General features: G+C 68.6%; 20 protein-coding genes. 7 read left to right on the top strand and 13 right to left on the bottom strand.

Going from position 1 to position 21,436, the window contains the following annotated elements; translation table 11 throughout:
- Positions 1–47 precede the first annotated feature (47 nt).
- Positions 48–563, top strand: a complete 516-nt coding sequence (locus ACQVBX_RS14770; RefSeq protein WP_431635035.1) for a hypothetical protein — start codon at positions 48–50, stop codon at positions 561–563.
- Positions 564–571: 8 nt separating this feature from the next.
- Here the strand turns inward: ACQVBX_RS14770 and ACQVBX_RS14765 are convergent, their stop codons facing one another.
- The 3 genes from ACQVBX_RS14765 to ACQVBX_RS14755 all read right to left on the bottom strand — a co-directional run bounded on the left by ACQVBX_RS14765 (position 572) and on the right by ACQVBX_RS14755 (position 3,228).
- Positions 572–901: a low molecular weight protein tyrosine phosphatase family protein gene (locus ACQVBX_RS14765; protein ID WP_431635034.1), complete on the bottom strand. Its 330-nt coding sequence runs from the start codon at positions 899–901 to the stop codon at positions 572–574.
- Positions 898–1,434: a gamma carbonic anhydrase family protein gene (locus ACQVBX_RS14760; protein ID WP_431635033.1), complete on the bottom strand. Its 537-nt coding sequence runs from the start codon at positions 1,432–1,434 to the stop codon at positions 898–900. Before ACQVBX_RS14760 ends, ACQVBX_RS14765 begins: the two co-directional genes overlap by 4 nt.
- 90 nt (positions 1,435–1,524) lie before the next feature.
- Positions 1,525–3,228, bottom strand: coding sequence for a patatin-like phospholipase family protein (locus tag ACQVBX_RS14755; RefSeq protein ID WP_431635032.1), 1,704 nt, complete (start codon positions 3,226–3,228; stop codon positions 1,525–1,527).
- Between the two features lie 108 nt (positions 3,229–3,336).
- On the opposite strand from ACQVBX_RS14755, the gene ACQVBX_RS14750 reads away from it, so the two are divergent.
- Positions 3,337–5,412, top strand: a complete 2,076-nt coding sequence (locus ACQVBX_RS14750; RefSeq protein WP_431635031.1) for a M3 family metallopeptidase — start codon at positions 3,337–3,339, stop codon at positions 5,410–5,412.
- 48 nt (positions 5,413–5,460) lie between these two features.
- On the opposite strand, the gene ACQVBX_RS14745 is transcribed toward ACQVBX_RS14750, so the two are convergent.
- Positions 5,461–5,811 (bottom strand): nucleotidyltransferase family protein, encoded by a 351-nt coding sequence (locus ACQVBX_RS14745; RefSeq protein ID WP_431635029.1) that lies wholly within the window; start codon positions 5,809–5,811, stop codon positions 5,461–5,463.
- Positions 5,804–6,268: a nucleotidyltransferase substrate binding protein gene (locus ACQVBX_RS14740; RefSeq protein WP_431635027.1), complete on the bottom strand. Its 465-nt coding sequence runs from the start codon at positions 6,266–6,268 to the stop codon at positions 5,804–5,806. The genes ACQVBX_RS14745 and ACQVBX_RS14740 overlap by 8 nt, the downstream gene beginning before the upstream one ends.
- A gap of 171 nt (positions 6,269–6,439) precedes the next feature.
- Here ACQVBX_RS14740 and ACQVBX_RS14735 point away from each other — a divergent pair, with 171 nt between their 5' ends.
- The 5 genes from ACQVBX_RS14735 (at position 6,440) to ACQVBX_RS14715 (ending at position 11,321) form a co-directional block, all read left to right on the top strand.
- Positions 6,440–8,122, top strand: coding sequence for a hypothetical protein (locus ACQVBX_RS14735; protein WP_431635026.1), 1,683 nt, complete (start codon positions 6,440–6,442; stop codon positions 8,120–8,122).
- 41 nt (positions 8,123–8,163) lie between these two features.
- On the top strand, positions 8,164–8,943 hold the full coding sequence (gene xth / locus ACQVBX_RS14730; protein ID WP_431635025.1) for an exodeoxyribonuclease III: 780 nt from the start codon (positions 8,164–8,166) through the stop codon (positions 8,941–8,943).
- A 5-nt stretch (positions 8,944–8,948) separates the two neighbouring features.
- Positions 8,949–9,629, top strand: coding sequence for a YecA family protein (locus ACQVBX_RS14725; protein ID WP_431635024.1), 681 nt, complete (start codon positions 8,949–8,951; stop codon positions 9,627–9,629).
- Positions 9,630–9,646: 17 nt separating this feature from the next.
- On the top strand, positions 9,647–10,393 hold the full coding sequence (locus ACQVBX_RS14720) for a DUF4336 domain-containing protein (protein ID WP_431635023.1): 747 nt from the start codon (positions 9,647–9,649) through the stop codon (positions 10,391–10,393).
- A 94-nt stretch (positions 10,394–10,487) separates the two neighbouring features.
- A complete protein-coding gene (locus ACQVBX_RS14715; protein ID WP_431635022.1) occupies positions 10,488–11,321 on the top strand; it encodes a pirin family protein in 834 nt (277 codons plus the stop codon).
- Between the two features lie 97 nt (positions 11,322–11,418).
- On the opposite strand, the gene ACQVBX_RS14710 is transcribed toward ACQVBX_RS14715, so the two are convergent.
- The 8 genes from ACQVBX_RS14710 to ACQVBX_RS14675 form a co-directional block, all read right to left on the bottom strand.
- Complete coding sequence (locus tag ACQVBX_RS14710; protein WP_431635021.1) at positions 11,419–11,901, bottom strand: gluconokinase; 483 nt, start codon at positions 11,899–11,901, stop codon at positions 11,419–11,421.
- Positions 11,902–11,945: 44 nt separating this feature from the next.
- The gene (locus ACQVBX_RS14705) at positions 11,946–12,200 is read right to left on the bottom strand and encodes a hypothetical protein (RefSeq protein WP_431635020.1); all 255 of its coding nucleotides are present in this window, start codon (positions 12,198–12,200) and stop codon (positions 11,946–11,948) included.
- Positions 12,197–13,018, bottom strand: coding sequence for a carbohydrate ABC transporter permease (locus ACQVBX_RS14700; protein ID WP_431635019.1), 822 nt, complete (start codon positions 13,016–13,018; stop codon positions 12,197–12,199). The genes ACQVBX_RS14705 and ACQVBX_RS14700 overlap by 4 nt, the downstream gene beginning before the upstream one ends.
- Positions 13,015–13,905: a carbohydrate ABC transporter permease gene (locus ACQVBX_RS14695; protein WP_431635017.1), complete on the bottom strand. Its 891-nt coding sequence runs from the start codon at positions 13,903–13,905 to the stop codon at positions 13,015–13,017. The genes ACQVBX_RS14700 and ACQVBX_RS14695 overlap by 4 nt, the downstream gene beginning before the upstream one ends.
- Entirely contained in the window at positions 13,902–15,161 is a 1,260-nt protein-coding gene (locus ACQVBX_RS14690) for a sugar ABC transporter substrate-binding protein (RefSeq protein WP_431635016.1), read from the bottom strand. Before ACQVBX_RS14690 ends, ACQVBX_RS14695 begins: the two co-directional genes overlap by 4 nt.
- Positions 15,162–15,211: 50 nt before the next feature.
- The gene (locus ACQVBX_RS14685; RefSeq protein WP_431635015.1) at positions 15,212–16,669 is read right to left on the bottom strand and encodes a glucoamylase family protein; all 1,458 of its coding nucleotides are present in this window, start codon (positions 16,667–16,669) and stop codon (positions 15,212–15,214) included.
- A 100-nt stretch (positions 16,670–16,769) separates the two neighbouring features.
- Positions 16,770–18,302, bottom strand: a complete 1,533-nt coding sequence (locus ACQVBX_RS14680; RefSeq protein ID WP_431635014.1) for a tryptophan halogenase family protein — start codon at positions 18,300–18,302, stop codon at positions 16,770–16,772.
- Positions 18,303–18,393: 91 nt separating this feature from the next.
- A complete protein-coding gene (locus ACQVBX_RS14675; RefSeq protein WP_431635013.1) occupies positions 18,394–21,420 on the bottom strand; it encodes a TonB-dependent receptor in 3,027 nt (1,008 codons plus the stop codon).
- Positions 21,421–21,436: the final 16 nt, after the last annotated feature.

Raw genomic sequence — 21,436 nt, 5'->3', positions numbered from 1 at the left:
CGCCGGTCACCATGCGCGGCCCCTCCCCGAGTTCACCGAGTCGCCCCATGCGTCTGCCCGATCCGGCCCTGCGCCGTCCGCTCCGCTGGTCGATCGCCACGTTGTGCCTGCTGGTCGGTCTCGCCGGCTGCGGTCGGCACGACGCCGCCGCGCCGGGGGCGTCTGCGGATGGCGATCAGGACGGCGTCGGCATCCTGCTCAACCTCGCCGACCAGGCGCTGGCCGAGCACCGGCTGGTGGCACCGGCCGGTGCCAATGCGTACGAGTTCTATCTCAGCGTGCTGGAACTCGACCCGGCCAATGCGGCGGCGCGCCAGCACCTGGGCGAGCAGATGCCCGACGCGATGGCCGCGGTGGAGCAGGCGATCAACGCGCGCCAGCTCGACGAAGCCGAGCGCGAGCTGCGCCTGCTGCGCGAGGCGGACAGCAGCAACTTCACGCTGTCCCTGCTGGCCGGCAAGCTCGACGCGCAGCGCATGATCGTGGTGCGCGAGGACGAGGCGCGCGCCGCGGCGATTCGGGCGAAGGCCGAAGCCGCCGAGGAAGCTGCGGCGGCCCGCTGAGCAGCCCGTCAGCGCAGCAGCGGACCGACGCGCCGCTCCAGCAGCGCCACCAGCTCGGGCTGCATGAACGCGTAGCGGTCGGGAATGTCCACGCTCACCACGCGCTTGCCATTGAGCCGCGCACCGAAGCGCTGCCGCAATCGGCGCGCATGGCGGGCCTCCATCACCACCACCAGATCGGCCCAGTCCAGCTGGGCGGGACCGAGTGGCGGCTCGGCATCGTCGGCAAGGCCGGCCGAGTCGACCTCCAGTCCGGGCCAGTCGGCGAACACCGCCGCCGCGGTGGGGCTGCGCAGCCGGCACCGGCTGCACAGGAACAGCACGCGCCGAGGCGTCATCCCGCCTCGGCCAGGTAGCCGTCCTTGATCCGCACGTAGTGCTCGGCGGAGTAGTGCATCTGCTCGACCTGCTTGTCGCTGAGCAGGCGCACGCACTTGGCGGGATTGCCCAGCCACAGCTCCCGCTCGCCGACCACCTTGCCCGGCGGCACCAGGCTGCCGGCGCCGACGAAGCCGTACTTCTTCACCACCGCGCCGTCGAGCACGGTGGCGTGCATGCCGATCAGGCAGTAGTCCTCGATGGTGCAGGCGTGGATCACCGCGCCGTGGCCGATGGTGACACCCTCGCCGATCACCGTGGGAAAGCCGCCGGGCGAATACGGGCCGTCGTGGGTGACGTGCACCACGGCGCCGTCCTGCACGTTGCTGCGCGCGCCGACGCGGATGAAGTGCACGTCGCCGCGCAGCACCGCGCCGGGCCAGATCGAGACGTCGTCGCCCAGCTCGACGCGACCGATCACGGTGGCGGCGGAATCGACGTAGACGCGCTGGCCAAGCGCGGGCGTGTGGCCCTGGTAGGTGCGGATGCTCATGCGCACATTCTAGGAGCGAGGGAAGAGGAGTGAGGAGTGAGAGAGAGCCAGAAGCACGGCGGCCGCCGCCGTTCTCTCACTCCTCTCCACTCACTTCTCGCTCTCAAGCACCTCGACCGTCGCCCGATAGCCCGCTTCCACCGCGCGCCGCCAGTCCTTCCAATCGAGCACGCCGACGTGATCGAGCGACGGGGTGATCAGGCGATGCGCCAGCGCGCGACGCTCCAGCGCGGCGGCCTCGCCGCTCACCATGCCCGCGCGCACCAGGCTGGAGACCAAGCCCGGCCGGCGCCCGCGCTGAAAGGCCAGCCGCCACAGCGGCGGCGTCATCGCCTCGTCGACTCCGGCGCGCAGGGTGATCTCGGCGCGGATGTCCAGCGCGGTGACATGCGCCAAGCCGTCGGCGGCCATCACGTCGGTGGGCAGGTTGTTCACCAGCGCGCCGTCCACCAGCACCTCGCCGCCGTACAGCACCGGCGGCAGCACGCCGGGAATCGCGCTGGACGCGCGCAGCGCCCGCCACAGCGGCCCGTGCCGCTGCACACACTGGCCGGCGCCGGAGAGGCTGGTGGCGACGCAGAAGAACGGCAGCGGCAGGTCCTCGATCGCCAGGGCGCCGAAGGTGTCGCGCAATGTGCGGGTGGCGCGCGCGCCGCGGGTCAGCGCCACGATCGGCAAGGTCCAGTCCGACAGCAGCCGCCCGCGCAGGAACGCATTCACGCAGCGCGCCTGCCACTCGTCGATGCTCCAGCCCGCGGCCACGCCCGCGCCGACGATGGCGCCGATGCTGCTGCCGCCGATCGCATCGAAGCGCTGCCCGGCCTCGGCCAGTGCACGCAGCGCGCCCAGATGCGCCAGCCCGCGCGCGCCGCCGCCGGCCAGCACCAGGCCGCGGCCGTGGCCGCTGACCAGCCGCGTCACCCGCGCCATGTCGGCCGCGCGGCAGACGTGGTGGTGCATCACCTGGCCGCTGAAGCTGGCGCGCCAGCGCGCGGTGCAGCCCAGCGCCACCTGGTGCCCCGGATGCACCAGCAGCAGGTGCCGCGGCCGGTGCCGCGCCTGCGCCGGGTGCGCCAGCTCCGGCCACGGCCGCACCGGGTCGTTGGCGCGCGCCGCGGCCAGCAGCACGTCGGCCTGGCGCAGGCAGCGCTGGCGCCAGGCGTCGTCGCGCCCTTCGTCGAGGTAGATCACGAAGCGCACCTGCGCCTCGCGTTCGGCGAACCAGTCGGCGCTGCGCCCGCGCCCACTTTGCGCGTCGATCACCAGGCTGCTGCCGAACGCCTCCAGCGCGCGCGCCAGCTGCATCGCCAGGGTGCGCGCCGGTACCGACGACTCGGCCGGCAGCAGGGCGAACGTGCGCGGCGTGCCGGGGCGGTCTTCCTCGCGTACGCGCAGCTGCAAGCGCGCCACGGTGTCGCGCGCCACCTGCAGCAGCAGATCCGGATGGCGGCACAGCAGCGCCTCGAACGCGCTGCGGTCCAGCCGCAGCAGCTCGCTGTCGCGCAGGGCGCGCACGGTGCGGTGCCGGGTGCCGCCGCCGAGCAGGCTGGTTTCACCCACGCTCATGCCGGCGCCGATCTGCTGCACCAGCGTGGTCGGCCCGTCGAACACGCCCAGGCTGCCGCTCACCAGCAGGTAAAGCGCGTCGGCCGGTTCGCCGGCCTTGAACAGCGGGCGCCCGCCGGGCAGGCCGAACGGCACCATGTCCGCGGCCAGCGCGCGGCGGGTCGCCGGGTCCAGCCGGGCGAACAGAGGATGGGCAAGCAGCAGGTGGTCGGTGGCGGCGCAGGCCATCGCGCCGATGCTAGAGCCGCCATGTGACAGAACCGCGTGGCAGGCCGCGCCGGCGCTTGATTTCGCCCCCGGTGGTCGCCACGCTGGTTCACCACGCTAGGAGATCCCATGGCTTCCGAACCCGCCCCCACCGGCAACCCCCTGCTGTCCGACGCGCCGCTGCCGGCCTTCGCGGCGATCCGCCCCGAGCACGTCGGACCGGCGATCGACCAGCTGCTGAGCGACTACCGCGCCGCCATCGCCGCGATGACGGCACCCGATGCGCCGCGCGACTTCGACACAGTGATGCTGGGCCAGGAGCGACTGGAGCAACGCGTGGCGCGGGCGTGGGCGCCGGTGGGCCACCTGCACTCGGTGGCCGACACGCCGGCTTTGCGCGAAGCCTACGGCCCGGCCGAGGAAAAGCTCACCGATCACGCGCTGGAGCTGGGCCAGAACCGCGACCTCTACGCCGCCGTGCAGGCGCTGGCCGATGCGCCGGATTTCGCCGCGCTGCCGCGCGCGGAGCGCTCGCTGGTCGAGCACGCGCTGCGCGATTTCCGCCTGTCCGGTGTGGCGCTGGAGGAGCCATCACGCAGCCGCTTCCGCGAGATCGGCGTGGCGCTGTCCAAGCTGTCCACCGAGTTCTCCAACGCCGTGCTCGACGCCACCGACGCCTGGCACGAGCACATCACCGACGAGCGCGATCTGGCCGGCATGCCCGAGTCCGGCCGCGCCGTGCTGCGCCAGTACGCCAAGGAGCAGGACCTGGAAGGTTTCCTCGTCACGCTCAAGCAGCCCAGCGTGCAGGCGGTGCTCACCTACGCCGACAAGCGCGACTTGCGCGAGCGCGTGTACTGGGCCTACCAGACCCGCGCTTCGGACCAGGGCCCGCACGCGGGCAAGTACGACAACTCCGCGCGCATCGAGCAGATCATGGCGCTGCGCCACGAGGCCGCACAGCTGCTCGGCTTTGCCAACGCGGCCGAGGAATCGCTGGCCACCAAGATGGCCAGCTCGCCGGACGAGGTGCTCGCCTTCCTGCGCGACCTCGCCGCACGCGCCAAGCCGGTCGCGAAGCGCGAGCTCGATGCCTTGCGCAGCTTCGCCAGCGAGCAGCTGAAACTCGACAACCTCGAACCCTGGGACATCACCTACGCCGCGGAAAAGCTGCGCCAGCAGCAGTACGCGCTGGACGAGGAGCAGCTCAAGCCGTACTTCCCCCTGCCGGCGGTGATCGACGGCCTGTGGGCGATCACGCACAAGCTCTACGGCATCACGCTCACCGCGCGCGACGACATCGATGTATGGCATCCGGACGTGCGCTACTACGACGTGGCCGACGCCACCGGCCGCGTGTTCGCCGGCGCCTACGTCGACCTCTATGCGCGCAGCGGCAAGCGCGGTGGCGCGTGGATGGACGTGTGCCGTGCGCGCTTCGACGATGGCGATACGCGACAGCTGCCGGTGGCCTTCCTCACCTGCAACTTCGCGCCGCCCACCGGAGGCAAGCCGGCGTTGCTCACCCACGATGACGTGCTCACGATGTTCCACGAGTTCGGCCACGGCCTGCACCACCTGCTGACCGAGGTGAACCTGCCCTCGATCGGCGGCATCGACGGCGTGGAGTGGGACGCGGTGGAACTGCCCAGCCAGTTCATGGAGAACTTCGGCTGGAACCGCGAGGCGCTCGATCTGTTCGCCCGCCACTGGCAGACCGGCGAGCGGCTGCCGGAGGAGCTGTTCCAGCGCATGCTCGCCGCGCGGCATTTCCACGCCGGCCTGTTCCTGGTGCGCCAGCTCGAGTTCGCGTTGTTCGACTTCCTGCTGCACCGCGACTACGACCCCGCACAGGGCGCCCGCCCGATGGCCGTGCTCGAGCAGGTGCGCAAGGAAGTGGCCGTGCTGCATCCGCCGGCCTGGCAGCGCTTCCCGCACGCCTTCAGCCACATCTTCGCCGGCGGCTACGCGGCCGGGTACTACAGCTACCTGTGGGCCGAGCTGCTCAGCGCCGACGCCTTCGGCGCGTTCGAAGAGTCGGCCACGCGCAGCGGCAGCGTGATCGACCCGGCCACCGGCGCGCGCTTCCGCCAGGAGGTGCTTGCCGTGGGCGCCAGCCGCCCGGCACTGGAGAGCTTCGTCGCCTTCCGCGGCCGCAAGCCCGAACCGGAGGCGCTGCTGCGCAGCCACGGGCTGATCGACTGATTGGATCAAGGCCGTCGGTGTCGTAACGAGCGCCGACGGCCTTGCCGCTCACCGTATCGGACGGAGTCCTGGCTCGCCGGGCTGGATCACGACGTGATCGCGCTCAATGATGCGACGGAAGGCATCGCTCGTCGTCGCCCAGTCCACCAGGTCGACGCGCCACGGTAGATCCGATTGCTCGAACGCGTCGGCGAGCGCTGTCTGGCGCGCCAGATCCATGGGCCGATCAGTGATCAACGCCAGGTCGAGATCGGAGTAGGGTTTGGCACCACCGCGCGCGCGCGAGCCGAACACCCAGACGATCAGCCCGTCGGCGTGACGCGCAAGAATCTCCCGCACGATGCGTAGCTGCGTCGGACTCAGGTCCAGCGTGTCGAGCCTGGCTTCTGGCTCAGGCATGCCGGGCCTCAAGCGCTTGCAGCAGCGATTGGGCATCGCCCACAAAGGGTGCGAGTCCGTCCAGCACCAGCCGCGCCTTGGCCTGATCGTAGGTATGCGCCGTGATGTTGCGCAGCCGGCGATAGCCGAACCACGCCTCGACATTGCTGACCAGACCGCGCTCGCCGGCCAGCCGCATCACGTCGCGGAAACTGGCCTCGTCCACCTCGGTGGGACTGGCCGCTTCCAGCTCGAGCTGGCGCCGGATCATCTTCACGCTCAACTCGTAAACGAACTCGAAGTTCTGGATCAGACCGGCGATGAGGGTGTTCTTCACGCGTGAGGATTGCGGCTCGAACCAGGCGGCGTCATCGACGAGCGCCTGCGCGTCCTGCAGCGAGGCCAGCGCCTGACGCAGCGAACTGAGATCCAGCGTCTCGGTCATCGTCGTTCCTTGCCATTCGATGAGGCGCATCATCGCCGATCCAGCCCCTTCGTCGCATCCGGGCTTGTAGCCGGAGGCACTGCTGCGCAGCCATGGGTTGATCGACTGAGTCGAAGGTCATAGCGCGGTCGTGACCTCTGGGGCGTGTGCGGCGACGCGCGCGCCCCTTCCAATGGTGGCCTCGCACCGAACCGGACGCCGCCGATGAAACGCCTGCTCTTCGCGCTTGCCGCCACGCTTGCGTGGGCGAACGTCGACGCACGTGCCGCGTGCGTCCCGGTCGAGATCCGCTACGACCCGATCGCGCACGCGGTGGATGCACGGGTGACGCTGCCGCCCGGGGTGAATTCCCTGAGCCTGGTCGACCTGGCGCCGTATCGCCGCAGTCGCTTGTGGACCTCGCCGGACGGCTCGGCGCGGATCGGCGAGACCACGCTGGCGCCTGTGCGATCCGATCGGCGCATGCTGCATCTGCGCATGGACGTGAGCGCCGATGCGCCGATCGAAGACCGCGCCTACCCGCCGTACCTACGCTTCACCGACGGCACCATGGCGCTCTACACGCCGCTGTTCCTGGCTGCCGACCACGCCACGCCGCTGTGCCCGCGCTGGCACCCAGCGAAGGGTGACCAGGTGATCGGCTACGGCCGCGCGCAGCGCACGTCGCTGGCCACCGACATGGCGCAGCCGGAGGGCTACGTTGCGTTTGGTCAGCCCCGCGTGCTGCGCCACGGCGCCCTGATGCTGGTGAGCGACCGCGGCACGCCCACGTGGATCCGCGAGCGCATCGCCGCCCAGGTGCCGGCGCTGGTCGATCTGTATACCCGCAGTATGGGTCCGGCGTCGGTGCCGATGCTGTTCGTCTTCAGCCGACCCACCCCGCGCGGCGCCCGCGACTACAAGGGCGACCACCTGCCCGCGGCAATCGCGCTGGGCCTCTACGGCGATGCCTGGGGGCAGGTCGACCGCGCCACCGCCGACCAGCTCACCGGCTTCCTCGCGCACGAGCTTTTCCACAGCTGGGACAGCGACGCCAAGCTGGGCTCGCCCGAGGGCGAGGCGCTGCTGGCCAAGGAGGGCGGCGCCGAGCTGGCGCGGATCTTCGCCACGGCGCAGGTGCTGGGTCAGTCGCGCCAGGAGGCGTGGACCGCGGTGGCGCGCTCCTACAATGCCTGCCTGCTGGAGCTGCCGCACGACGCGGGCATCGCCGCCACCCTCGCCGACCACCCGCAACCCGGCCAGATGCCCTACGACTGCGGCGCCGCGCTGATGTCGGCGCTGGCGCTGGCGGCCGATCCGGCCGACCCCGCGAGCGGCTACTTCCGGCTGTGGCGACAGCTGCGCGAGTCGCATGCGCGGCATCCGCAACCGGGTTACCGCTGGCAGGACCTGATGCCGGTAGACATCGCGCCATCCGTGCGCCAGAGCCTGGACCGGGCGGTCGCCGCGCCGGGCGCCTTTGCGGCGGAGCTCGTGGAGGCATGGACGGCGCTGGGCCTGCGCGTGCAGCCCGAGAGCGTGCTGGATGCCGACACGCGCCGCGCCTATCTCGGCCAGGTGATGTTCCACCTGATGGCCAGCGACTGCGGCGGCATGGTCAGCTTCGGCAACAACCCCGACGGCATGCGCCTGGATAAACCCCTGCCGCGCTGCCGGACCTTGCGGCCGGGCGCCAGGGTGGCGGCGATCGGCGGCCAGTCGCTGGCGACCGGCGATCCGCTCGCGCTTGCCGCGCAGGTCGCGGCGGCCTGTCGCGCGGCCGGTGAGGTGACGATCGACTATGCCGCCGAAGACGGCCAGCCGGCGCCATCGCCATCCACAGTGCGCTGCAACTCACCGTTGCCGTCGCTGCCCGCGCCGGTGCATCTGGCAGCACCCGACGCCTGAGCCGCACAGCGGCCCCGACGCCGCTCCCTTACAATGCGCCGATGAAGATCGCCAGCTGGAACGTCAACTCGCTCAACGTGCGCCTGCCGCATCTCACCCAGTGGCTGGCCGATGCGCAGCCGGACGTGGTGGCGCTGCAGGAAACCAAGCTGGAGGACGCCAAGTTCCCGGTCGATGCGCTCGCGGCCGCCGGCTACCGCGCGGTGTATGCGGGGCAGAAGACCTACAACGGCGTCGCCCTGCTCGCCCGCGCGGACAGCCAGCCTGCGTTCGCCGACGTGGTCACCGACATTCCCGGGCTGGACGATCCGCAGCGGCGCATCCTCGCCGCCACCATCGGCGAGCTGCGCGTGGTCGACCTGTACGTGGTCAACGGCAAGGCGGTAGGTGACGAAAAGTACGCCTACAAGCTGGACTGGATGGCGCGCGTGCGCGAGTTCCTCGCCGCCGAGCTGGAGCGTCACCCGAACCTCGTGGTGCTGGGCGATTTCAACATCTGCCCGGACGATCGCGACGTCTACGATCCGGTCGCCTGGGGCGAAGACATTCTCTGCTCGCCGCCCGAGCGCGCGGCGCTCAAGGCGATCACCGAGCTCGGCCTGCACGACAGCTTCCGCCTGTTCGAGAGCGACGCCGGCCACTTCAGCTGGTGGGACTACCGACAGGCCGCCTTCCGGCGCAACATGGGCCTGCGCATCGACCTGATCCTCATCGGCGAAGCGCTCAAGCCACGCGCGCGCGCCGCCGCCATCGACCGCGAGCCGCGCAAGTGGGAGCGCCCCTCCGATCACACGCCGGTGACGCTGGACTTGGATATCTGACACCCATGAACACTTCTTCCAACGATTGGCCCAGCTCGCTCGACGACAGCGAACTGGACGAACTGGACCGCTACCTGCGCGCCCACGCCGAGGACGACAGCCTGCTGCTGGACGGCGTGCACGGCCTGCTCTCCGCACTGGCGGTGGGCCCGATGCTGGTGACCCCCGAGGAGTGGCTGCCCGAAGTGCTGCACCACCCGTTCGCCGACGAGGCCGAAGGCAATCGCGTGCTCGCCCTGCTGGCCAAGCTCAACGACTCCATCGAGGCCGAGCTGGACGTGGATGCCTACGAGCCGATCCTCGGCGAGATCGACACCGATCTGGGCCCGGCGCTCAGCGCCGCCGGCTGGTGCGAAGGCTTCAGCCGCGGCATCGACCTGCGCGCGGGGCTGTGGGAAAAGCGCCTGGCCGAAGACCCGGAGCTGATGGAACTGCTCGGCCCGGTGATGGCGCTGGCGGTGGACGAGGGCATCCTCAACGCCGAGACCGAGTTCGAGAAACTCAGCGACGAGGAATACGACGAGTGCCTGGCCCAGGTGCCGGCCGTGCTCGGCGCGGTGAGCCAGTACTGGCAGGAGCATCCGGCCACCGAAGCCGAGCTGGACGCGGCCGTGAAGGCCGATGCGGCCGACAGCGAAGAAGCGGCCGCGCCGCCGCGCCATCGCAGCGGGCACTGGGTGCACTGAGGCCCCGCGGCGGTACGGTGACCTCGCCCAGGCTCTACCAACCGCTGAACGTCCTCAAGCCGGTAGCCGCCGGTCTGTGGCTGGTGGACGGCCCGATGATCGGCATGGCCGTTCCCGGCGGCCATCTCGCGTTCCCCACCCGCATGACCGTGGTGCAGCTCGCCGATGGCGGGCTGTGGTGCCATTCGCCGATCGCCCCGGACGACGCGCTGTTTCGCGCGCTCGATGCGCTGGGCCCGGTGCGCCATCTGGTGTCGCCGAACAAGCTGCATTATGCGCACATTGCGGCCTGGCAGCGCCGTTATCCGCAAGCGTGCGCCTGGGCCTCGCCCGGCGTGCGCGAGCGCGCACGAAGCCAGCGCATCGCGGTGAACTTCGACGCCGATCTCGCCGACGCACCCCCGCCAGAGTGGGCCGCCACGTTGGACCAGCTGCACTTCCGCGGCAGCCGCGCGCTGGAGGAGATCGTGTTCCTCCATCGCGACAGCGGCACCTTGGTGTTAGCCGACCTGATCGAGAACTTCGAGCCGGCCCGCTTGCCGCCGATGATGCGCCTGCTGGTGCGCCTGGCCGGATCGCTCGATCCGGACGGCAAGGCACCGCTGGACATGCGCCTGACCTACCTCGGCCGCAAACGCGTCGCGCGCGCTTGCCTGGCCCGCATGCTGGCGTGGCGGCCGCGCCGGGTGATCCTCGCGCACGGCCGCTGCTACCTCGACCAGGGCGAGGCCGAGCTGCGCCGGGCGTTCCGCTGGCTGGCTTGAGTGGCCGGCGAAACGATCCGTTCGCCCGCCCACCCTTGGCGAATCGCTCGCCCGCGCGCATCTTGTCGCGATCCCCTTCCGCATGGAGTCCGTCATGACCGAGCGCCGCATCTTCCGCCGCATCCGCGGCATGGACACCGCCGACGGCGCGGGCGTGAAGCTCAAGCGCATCATCGGGCAGCCCGCGCTGGACATGCTCGACCCGTTCCTGCTGCTGGACGAGTTCCGTTCGGACAGCGCCGACGACTACATCGCCGGTTTCCCCGAGCATCCGCACCGCGGCTTCGAGACGGTCACCTACATGCTCGCCGGGCACATGCAGCACGGCGACAACCACGGCAACCGCGGCGATCTGGGCCCCGGCAGCGTGCAGTGGATGACCGCCGGGCGCGGCATCCTGCATTCGGAAATGCCGCAGCAGGAGAACGGCCTGATGTGGGGCTTCCAGCTGTGGGTGAATTTGCCGGCGAAGGACAAGATGACCGCACCGCGCTACCAAGACATTGCGCCGGAGAAGATTCCCGTGGTGCAGCCGGTGGACGGCGTGGAGGTGCGCGTCATCGCCGGTGACTTCGCCGGCGCCAGCGGCCCGGTCAGCGGCGTCGCCACCGCGCCGATCTACCTCGACCTCACAGTGCAGCCGGGCGCCACGATCACCGTGCCGCTGCCGGAAGGCCACAGCGCATTCGCCTACGTGTTCGAAGGCGAGGCCGCGCAGGTCGCCGGCGAGTCGTTGGCGCGCAGCGAGCTGGCGGTGCTGAGCAAGGGCGAGTCGGTGACGATCGCCGGTGGCGATGCGCCGGCGCGCGTGCTGCTGGTCGCGGGCCAACCGCTGAAGGAGCCGGTCGCCCGCTACGGCCCGTTCGTGATGAACACCACCGAGCAGATCCACGAAGCCATCGCGGATTTTCGCGCCGGCAAGTTCTGACGCGGCCTGCACTACGCCTTGGTAGGAGCCCGCTCGCGGGCGATGCTCTTGGCTTTGATGCGGATCAGGAGCAAAAGCATCGCCCGCGAGCGGGCTCCTACGGGGATGTCGTCAGCCAGCGGAGGACGCGTTGCAGGTTGCGCTCCAGTGGCGCACCGCCGTCGACGGTGCATACGGCTTCATCCGCGCCCGGCGGCTCGAGCGCGGCCAGCTGACTGTCCAGCAGCGTCACCGGCATGAAGTGCACGCGCGCACGCATGCGTGCGTCCAGTTCCGCGCGTGGCACGGCCAGGTAGACGAAGCGCACGCCGACGCCTGCCGCACGCAGCCGGTCGCGATAACGACGGCGCAGCGCCGAGCACGCCACCACGCCGGGTTGCCCGGTGCGGATCCTTTCGGCCATCCAGGCGGCGACGGCTTCGAGCCAGGGGCGACGGTCGTCGTCGTCGAGCGCGATGCCGGCGGCCATCTTCTGGCGGTTGGCGGGAGGATGCAGGTCGTCGGCGTCGAGGAAGCGGGCGCCGAGTGCCTCGGCCAGCGCTGCACCGAAGGTGCTCTTGCCGGTGCCGGAAACGCCCATCACCACGACCATCGTGGCGCGCGGAGAAGTACTGCCGACCGCCATCAGGGCCGACGAAACGCCGCGCCCTGAGCGCCGCCGTCGGCTTGGTGACGGATGCGCTCGTCGATGGCTGTCGCGGCACCGCCGCCCTCGTTGTGGATCCACGCCTCGCGCAGCTGCGGCAGCGTGAGCGCCGGTGATGGCGCGGCGGAATCGCGGCCGAACAGCGCCAGCGCACCCAGCACGACCAGCCACAGCAGGGTCCAGGCGAGGCGAAAGCGCAGCGGCAGGCGGTGAGGTGAGTTCGTCTTGTTCATCGTTTCACGCTGCCCAAGAGCAGCCCTTGCAGGTAATAGCGCTGCAGCGCCAGGAACAGCGCCAGCACCGGCAGCACGGTGATCACCGCGCCTGCCATCATCAGCTCGGTGTCGCGTGCATGTTCGCGCGCCAGCGAGGCCAGGCCGATCGGCAGCGTGTAGTGCTCCTGCCCGGTCAGCACGATCAGCGGCCACATGAAGTCGTTCCACGCGGTGAGGAAGGTGACGATGGCCAGCGTCACCACGATCGGCTTGAGCAGCGGCAGCACGATCTGCACGAAGATCCGCGCCTCGCTGGCGCCATCGATGCGCGCGGCTTCCAGCAGCTCGCACGGGATGCCGCGCGCGTACTGGCGCACCAGGAAAATGCCGAACACGCTGGCTAGCGCCGGCAGCACCACGCCGGCGTAGCTGTTCACCAGGCCCAGGTACTTGAGCAGCAGGAACAGCGGCAGCATCGCCACCTGCGCGGGAATCACCAGCGCGCCCAGCAGCCCCTTGAACAGCGCCGCGCGACCGCGAAAGCGCAGCTTGGCGAACGCATAGCCGGCCATCAGGTTGCACGCCAGCGACAGCAGCGTGATCGCGCTAGCCACCGCCAGGCTGTTGGCTAGGTAGCGACCCATGCCCGCGCGCAGGAACAGCGTGCGGTAGTTCTCCAGCGTGGCGTGGGCGGGCCACAGCGGTGGCGGCAGCGTGCCCGACTCGCCCGGGCGCATGAACGACACCGACACCATCCACACCAGCGGAAACAGCGCCACCGTCGTGCCGCCGAGCAGCAGGGCGTTGACCAGCCAGCGGCTGCTGCGGGTGTTCATGCCGGCTCCTCGTCGCGCGTGTCCTGCTTCGACAGCCGCAGCATCAGCGCGGTCACCGCGAACATCATCACGAACAGCGCGAACGCCACTGCCGAGGCCGAGCCCAGGTTCCACCAGGTGAAGCCTTCGTCGTACATCAGGTAGAGCACGCTCACCGTGCTCTGCAGCGGCCCGCCCTCGGTCATCACATAGGGTTCGGCGAACAGCTGGAAGTAGCCCGACACAGTGAGGATCGCCACCATCAGCAGCGTCGGGCGCAGCATCGGCCAGGTGATGTGGCGGAACTGCCGCCAGGGCGAGGCGCCGTCGATGCGCGCGGCCTCGTACAGCGTCGAGGGAATCGCCTGCAGCCCGGCCAGGAAGATGATCATGTTGTAGCCGAAGTTTTTCCACACGGCGAACAGGATGATCGTGGGCATCGCCCAGCGCGGGTCGCCCAGCCAGTCCACCGGGTGCAGGCCCAGCGTGTCGAGCAGCGCATTGACCACGCCGTACTTGGTGTTGAACAGGTAGCGCCAGATGATCGCCACGGCCACCACCGTGGTCACCACCGGCGCGAACAGCGCGGTGCGAAAGAACGCCTGCGCCCGCGCCAGCGGCGAGTTGAGCAGCAGCGCGCCGCCCAGCGACACCGCCATCGACAGCGGCACCGCCACCGCCACGAAGTACACCGTGTGGCCGAGCGCCGCCCAGAACAGCGGGCGCTGCAGCAGTGCCAGGTAATTGTGCAGGCCGACGAAGCGCACGTTGTGTGGGTCGGCCAGCGCGTACAGGTCGTAGTCGGTGAAGCTGAGCACCAACGCGCCGAGCACCGGCAGCGCGAAGAACACGCCGATCACCATCAGCGCGGGTGCCAGGAACAGCCAGGCGGTGCGCGGCGGATTCATCGTGCGCCCTCGCGACGGGCCAGCACCCAGCGGCGCTTCTCCAGGATCGCGTCGACGCGGCGGTCCAGCTCCGCGCAGGCCTGGTCGACCGTCAGTTCGCCGGCGATCACCCGCGCCGCCACCAGCTGCATTTCGTTGGCGATGCGCTCCCACTCCGGTACCGGCGGTGTCGGCCGGACGTGTTCGAGCTGCTCGCGAAAGGCGCGTGCCTGCGGATCGTCGCGGAGCTCGCCACCGTCCCAGGCGCTGCGTCGCGGCGGCATGTCGCCCACCAGCGCGTAGAAGCGGCGCTGCACCTGCGGCTCGGAGAGATATTCGATCAGCGCCCAGGCGGCGTCCTTGTGCGCCGAATGGCGGAACACCACCAGGCTGGCGCCGCCGGCCGCGCCCGTGCCCGGACCGTCCGGCCCCGGCAGCCGCGCGGTCGACCAGCGGTTCTGCTGCTCGGCCGGCAGCCGCGCGCGGAACTCGCCGATGTTCCACGGTCCGGACAGGTAGAACGCATACACGCCGCGGCCGAACTCTTCCCACGGATTGCCCGCCACCACGTTGCTGATCGCCGGCGCCTGCTGCTGGCGGAAGGTGTCGACGTAGAAGGTGAGCGCTCGTTTGAAGCCGGGGCTCTCGAAGTTGCCGTAGCGGTTGCCGTCGCGCAGCAGCGGATCGGGCTGCTCCAGCGCCAGCGACATCAGCTGCTCGTACTCGTTGGTGGGCAGCAGGATGCCGTAGCGATGCGCGGCCGGATCGCTGAGCGCGGCGAGCATGCGCCGCCACTCGGCCCAATCGTGCGGCGGGTGGTCGAAGCCGGCGGCCTTGAGCAGGTCGACGCGATAGAACAGCAGCCGCGTGTCCACATACCACGGCACGCCGTAGAGCCGGCCGTCGATCACGTTGGTGGCCCAGATGCTGTCGAAATAGTCGGCCGGCACCACGCTCGTGGAATGCCGTACGCGCGCATCCAGCGGCGCCACGGCGTCCAGCGCCACCATCTCCGGCAGCCAGGTGTTGCCCAGCTGCATCATGTCCGGCATCGAGCCGCCGGCGTAGGCGGTGAGCAGCTTCTGATGCGCCGCACTCAGCGGCAGTTGCTGCACGCTCACGGTGATGCCCGGATGGCTGCGCGTAAACCCCGGCAGCAGCGCCTGCACCGCCTCGCCCTCCGGGCCGAACGTCCAGAAGGTGAGCGTCTGGGTGGAGGCGGCGCGACGATCGCAGCCGGTCAGGCTCAGGCAAGTAAACAGGCTTGCCAGCAGCACACCCCGCGCGAGCCGACGCAGCCGGACTCGCGCAGGGCGCGCCGATGCGCTCACGGCACGGGCGCCGCCAGCCAGCCGCCGGTGAAGCCTGCGCGCTGCAGGCCACGACGGATGTACGGATTCTTTTTCATCACGTTCCATACGAAGCCGCTGCGCCAGTTCTCGATCATCAGCAGGATCGGGCCCTGGTCGATACCCAACTGCTCGGTGTCGACCCAGCCCAGGTCAGGCACCAGTTTGCCTGTGCGCAAGGTGGTCTGGGTATGGAAGCTGGGGTTGAACGCGTCGACGAAGCCGTAGCGGTCGTAGATGTGCTTGCCGTAGCGCTGCTTCATCTCGGCCAGCGCGGGGATCACGATCTCCGGCGCGAAGGCGATCGAGCCCCCGGCCGCGGTCGGCGCGATGGTGCCGTCGTCGGAGATGTAGTCCAGCCCGGCGCCGCGCGCGGTGTAGCCCTGAAACTTCTTCTCGCCCTGCGCGCTCTTCACCACGAACCCGCCGGGGCCGTTGCTGGCGGTCAGGCCCCACACGTTCTTGCCGTAGCCTGTCCAGCCGCCCGGGTTGGCGATGGCGTAGTTGCGCTGGCTGTAGGTAGCGCGGCGGCCGTTCTCGAAGTAGTCGAGGTTGTGCTTGCGGTTCCAGTCATCGCGGATGCCGCGGAAGTCCACCCACGACTCGGTGTACTGGTGCCCGAACAGCGGCGCGAAGTTGAGGAAGGTCTGCCCGTAGAAGCTGCCCCAGGTGGTGTCGTTGGTGGACGACCACGTCTTCCAGGCCACCGGATCGACCGGGTGCGTGGGCGAGCCCAGCGCCAGGATGTAGACCAGCTTGCCCTCGTTGTAGCCCTTCCAGTCAGCCGGGATGAACTTGCCGCCGGGCGTCCAGCCCATCGAGATCAGCGGCGGACGCGCCTGCATCCACGGCCACTCCACCGCGCGATAGATCGCGTCGGCCAGCGCGCGGATCTGTTCCTCCTGCGGCGTGGCGCGGTCGTAGTACGACTGCGCAAACAGCACGCCACCGAGCAGCAGCGTGGTGTCCACGCTCGACAGCTCGGTCCAGCGCCCTTCGCGCTTGCCGGTCTGCATGTCCAGGAAGTGGTAGAAAAACCCGTGATAGCCGGCCGCGTCATCCTCGCTGGCGTTCTGCGGCGCATCGTGGAAGAACTTCAGCGTGGCCAGCGTGCGCGCCACCGCCTGCTCGCGCGTGATGTAGCCACGCTCCACGCCGATGCCATACGCCGTGAGCCCGAAACCCACCGCGGCAATGCTCGAGAACGATTCGCCCGGGTAGTGGTCCGGCACCATGCCGGTGGTCGGGTCGGCACTGTCCCAGAACCAGCGGAAGGTGCGCTGCTCCAGGTCGTCGACCAGGGCCTGCTGGGTGGGTGTGGGTTGGTAAGCCGGCTTTGCGGCAGCGGCCTGCGCGTGGACCGGCGCCGCGAAGCCAAAGACCAGGGCAGTCGACAAGAGCGTCGTGCAGAGATGTTTCAGGACAGCAGAATGCATGGGACAGGCTCATATGGCGGGGGAAGTGGGGCCGATCGGTCGGGCCCATGCGCCGCAGGGACGGCGTTGCGGCGGGACCACGCCCCGCCGTTGGAACGGATCACGCAGCCATTGGCGCACCGGAGGGCGCCGCCTGGCAGTAGCGGGCGATGAATGCCTCGTGCGCGGGCATCGCTTCCACGCAACCGGCAATCACGCGCTGAACGTGTTGCATGAATGCCTCCAGCTCCTTGGGTGGCAGCTGATCAACCAGGGGGTGGTAGCTATGGGGCACTATGCCCTGACCAATCATCACCTGTACCCAGCTGACCAGTGCGAACATCTCTTCGCCCTCGCGGAAGAAGCGTCCGCTGTCGCGGAAAAGCGCAATGTTGTCCTTCAGCGAGGCGGGGATGTCCATCATGCGGCACTGGTTCCAGAACGGCGTGTCGCTGCGCTGGGTGGCGTGGTAATGCAGGATCAGGAAGTCGCGGATGCGCTCGCACTCGAAGCGCGTCTGCGTGTTGTAGCGGTCGATCAGCACGGGGCTGAAACCCTGCCGTGGAAACAGGTTCAGCAAGCGCGAGATGCCCGACTGGATCAGGAAGATGCTGGTCGATTCCAGCGGCTCCATGAAGCCGCTGGCCAGGCCAAGCGCCACCACGTTGCGGTCCCACGTCTTGCGGCGCAGGCCGGTGGTGAAGCGCAGCGGCCGCGGGTCGCCCAGTGCCTTGCCATCGAGGTTGGCCATCAAGGTGGCGGCTGCCTCGTCATCGCTGATATGCGCGCTTGAATATACGTGGCCGTTGCCGGTGCGGTGCTGCAGCGGGATGCGCCACTGCCAGCCCGCCGCGCGCGCGGTCGAGCGGGTGTAGGAGGTGGGCGGGCCGACCTTCTCGCAGGCCACCGCCAGCGCTCGGTCGCACGGCAGCCAGTGGGTCCAGTCGTCGTAGCCGGCGTGCAGCGTCTGCTCGATCAGCAGCCCCCGGAAGCCCGAGCAGTCGATGAACAGTTCTCCCTCGATCGCCTCGCCACTCGCCAGCACCACGGCCTGCACGAAGCCGTCCTCGGCGCGTTGGCGCACCTGAGAGATCTTGCCCTCGGTACGACGCACGCCACGTGCCTCGGCGTACTCGCGCAGCAGCTTGGCGTAGAGGCCGGAGTCAAAGTGGTAGGCGTACGCGATGTTCGCCAGCGGAGACGTGGCGGGCACATCGCTGGCCGAGGCCATGAACTTGCCCTGCGGTGCAGCCAGCGTGTTGAGCGAGTACTGGCCAAGATCCGCCGCCAGCCCCAGCTGGGCAGCGCGGATCCAGTACTGATGAAACGGCAGCAGGCCGAGCATGGTGCCCAGCTCGCCGAAGCCATGGATGTAGGAGTCGCCGAGCTGCCCCCAATCGTTGAACTGGATGCCCAACTTGAAGGTGCCCTGCACGCGGCGGACGAATTCGACCTCATCGATACCGAGCAGGTTATTGAACAGCTTCAGGTGCGGCACGGTCGCCTCACCCACTCCGATGGTGCCGATCTCCTCGGATTCCACCAATCGGATCGAGTAGTCCGGTCCGAGCACTTTGGCGAAGGCTGCGGCGGCCATCCATCCGGCCGTACCGCCGCCGACGACCACGATGTTCTTGATGCGCGAATCGCTCATGCAGCACCCGGATGGAAAAAGTCGGCGCGGCATGCGCCGCGCCGCGAAAACGCGCGGCACCTCGCGTTGGGCGAGGTGCCGCGATAGCGGCTTAGAACTTCATGCCCACTTCAAACTTGAAGGTGCGCGGCACAAAGGTGATGTCGCCGATGGGGTTATAGCGAGTGGTCAGCTGATACGGCTGCGAACCGGCGGTGTAGATCAGGTCCGAGTAGTTCTTGAAATTGAACACGTTGAGAACATCGAAGCGCCCGTACAACGTCAGCCCGTGACCGAGGTCGAAGTTCTTGGTGGCCTGGAAGTCCACATCGCGGTAGCCGAACACCTTGCCGCCGATGAGGAACTTGCCGTTGCCGCTCGGAGTGCCGGCGATCGGCGTGCAGTTGCTGCCTGTTGGGAAAACATAAGGGCTGTAGCACTGCGACGTGTTACCCGGGATCGGCGTAGCCAGCGTCAGCTTCGCCGACATCGTGATGCCCCACGGGCCATCGATCACGCCGGTTGCCACGAAACGATGACGGGCAGCGGCGTTGGAGTCGATGAACGGGTACTGCGCAAGCGTCGCCTCGTCGAACGAGTAGTGCTCGTTGATATCGCGATTCTGGGTAGCGCGGGTGAACGTGTAGGCGAAAGTGGCACCCCAGCCAGACTCCTGGTCGTACGGCTTGTTGGCCGACAGCAGAACCTGGGTGCTCCGCGTTTCGATCGCGTTGTTGCCGATGATCAGCGAACCGAATCCAGGCACGCCATTGCCCCAGGGCTGGCTCTGGTTCTGGAAGAAGTCGCCATTGGGATAGCGGTTACCCAGGGTGAAGGCGAAGCCGTCATGACTCATGACGCGGGTCACCGTGGCATCGGTGAGCCAATCGCCCAGCTGGTTGGACATGCCAAGGCTCAGCTGGTCCGAGTACGGCGCCTTGAGCTTGTTGTTCATGACATCCACTTCGGTACCGGTGTTGCTCGACTGCAACAACCCCTGCAGATTGGCCAGGCCGTTGAGGAAATTCGGGTCCCAGTCGTAGCAGTTGTTGGCGCCGGAGCCGCGGTGGCATTGGCCGCTCACCGGATCGCGGAAGTACACCGTGTACTGCGGCAGCGCCGCCTTGGTGGTTTCCAGCTGCAGATAGTCGAACAGGTTGCGGTCGTAGGCACGGCCGGCGCCGCCGTGAATCACGTGCTGCTCGTCGCCATTGATGTCGTACGAGAAGCCCAGGCGCGGCTGCCACTCACCCTTGAAGTTCTTTCGGTTGTGGCCGTTGCTGATGTAGTCGGCGACGTTGACTCCGCCGTTGGCCAACGATTGCGCGTAGGTCTGTCCGGCCGGTGCGTTGGGGTCCTGCGAGTACAGCGCGTCGACGACGTTCTGCGGTGTGACGAAGCCGGTATAGGCCGGGTTCTTCTCGTAGTCCCAGCGCACGCCGAGGTTCAGCGTGAGCTTGTCGTTAACCGCCCAGTCGTCCTGCACGTAGATGCCGAACTGCTTGGCTTTGGTCTCCACCTTGGGGCTCAGGCCCAGGCCGCTGACCGGCTTGGTGAAGAACGCCTCGTACGGAATGCTGCCCACGCCGGCCGAGGAAACGTCGTAGTAGAACTGCGGGTTGATGTCGGCCGCATCGGCCGCGTCCAGCGTAATGTCCTTGTACTTGAAGCCCGTTTTGATGACGTGGTCGCCGTTCCACTGCAGATCGTTGAAGGTGAGGTCGTCCTGGATGGACGGTCCCTTCTGTCCCTTGTTCTGCGTCGCCAGCGGATTGGCGGCGCCGGTGGCGACGATGGTCGGGTCGGAATCCGGCAGCGGGTAGGTATAGATGACGCCATTGCCGATGTTGTTGGCCACGGGCGCATTGAAGGCGTCCTCGTGCGTGAACAGCAACTCGTTGAAGTAGGCCTCACCGCTGTGCTGCCAGCGCAGCACATAGCGCTTGTCGTCGTTCTTGGTTTTGTAGGCGGCCGATGCTGCGGTGGACCCGCCGATGCCGCCCGTCTGGTTTTCCTTGCGGATCTGCGCGCTCAGCTCGAAGCGATCGCGGTCCGTCGGTTCCCAGTCGATCTTGCCGAAATACAGATTCTCCTCGAACGGCAGGTTCGACGGACCAAGCTGAGCGGCGGCCGCTGCAGGGAGGTAGGGCACGCCCGGCACCGCGTTGTCATCCGGCACCACGGTGATCGGCGTGTTGAAGCGCTTGCCTTCGTACGTGGCGAAGAAATGCATCTTGTCCTTGATGATCGGACCGCCGATAGCGAAGCCGTACTCCTTCTCCTTGGAGGGGGTCTTCTTGTTCGCGTCTTCTTCCGCGGGCGTCTTGGCGCGCAGGGAATCGTTCGTGTAGCGGCCGAAGACTTCCCCGTGGAACTCGTTGGTTCCAGACTTGGTCTGAGCGGTCACCGCAGCCGAGGAGATCTGGTCGTACTCGGCCTTGTAGTTGGAGGTGATGACCTTGTACTCGCCGATCGCCAGCTGCGGGAACGGATTGCCCTGGCTGCCGATCTGGCCACTGACGCCGCCTTCCTTCACGTAGCTCTTCTGACCCACGCCGTCGATGTAGACGTTGGTGGAGCTGGTGTTCTGGGCGCCGCCGCGCAGTGAGGTGTTGCCGTTTGCGTCTCGCGTGAAAACCATCCCAGGGACGGTGTCGGCAAACTCGAGGAAGTTGCGAGAGACCTGGGGGATCGTATCGATCTGGTGCAGGGAAATGGTGCCGCCGACTTCCGGGGTCTTCACTTCCTGCAGAGTTGTCGCCGATACCGTGACGCTACCGAGATCTGTGGCGTTGGCGGTTGACGGAGCCTCAGCCGTTGCTGCGGTGAGATTCAACGTGGACGTCGATGCAACCGTGAGCGTCACGTTCTGCTGCGTGCCCGGACCGGCGTCGACCTGATAGGTGCCCGGCTGCAAGCCGGTCAGCGTGTAGCTGCCATCGGCGCTGGCCGTAGTGCGGCGAGTGGTGCCGGTGGCCGGGTTGAACGCGGTGACCTGCGCGCTGGCCGGTGCCTTGCCGCGCAAGGTGGCGTAGGCCGACTGGCTCCATGCCGTCGTAGGGGCCGCCCCGATCGCCACGACGGTGGTGGCGATGACGCTGGCGAGCAGTTTCTTCTTCAGTTGCAGTGGAGCCTTCATGACTACCCTCCCAAAG

Source organism: Dyella thailandensis (genome assembly GCF_050749815.1).
GTDB lineage: Bacteria > Pseudomonadota > Gammaproteobacteria > Xanthomonadales > Rhodanobacteraceae > Dyella_A.
The sequence above is the reverse complement of the archived record's forward strand: the minus strand, read 5'-3'. Positions and strand labels throughout refer to the sequence as shown.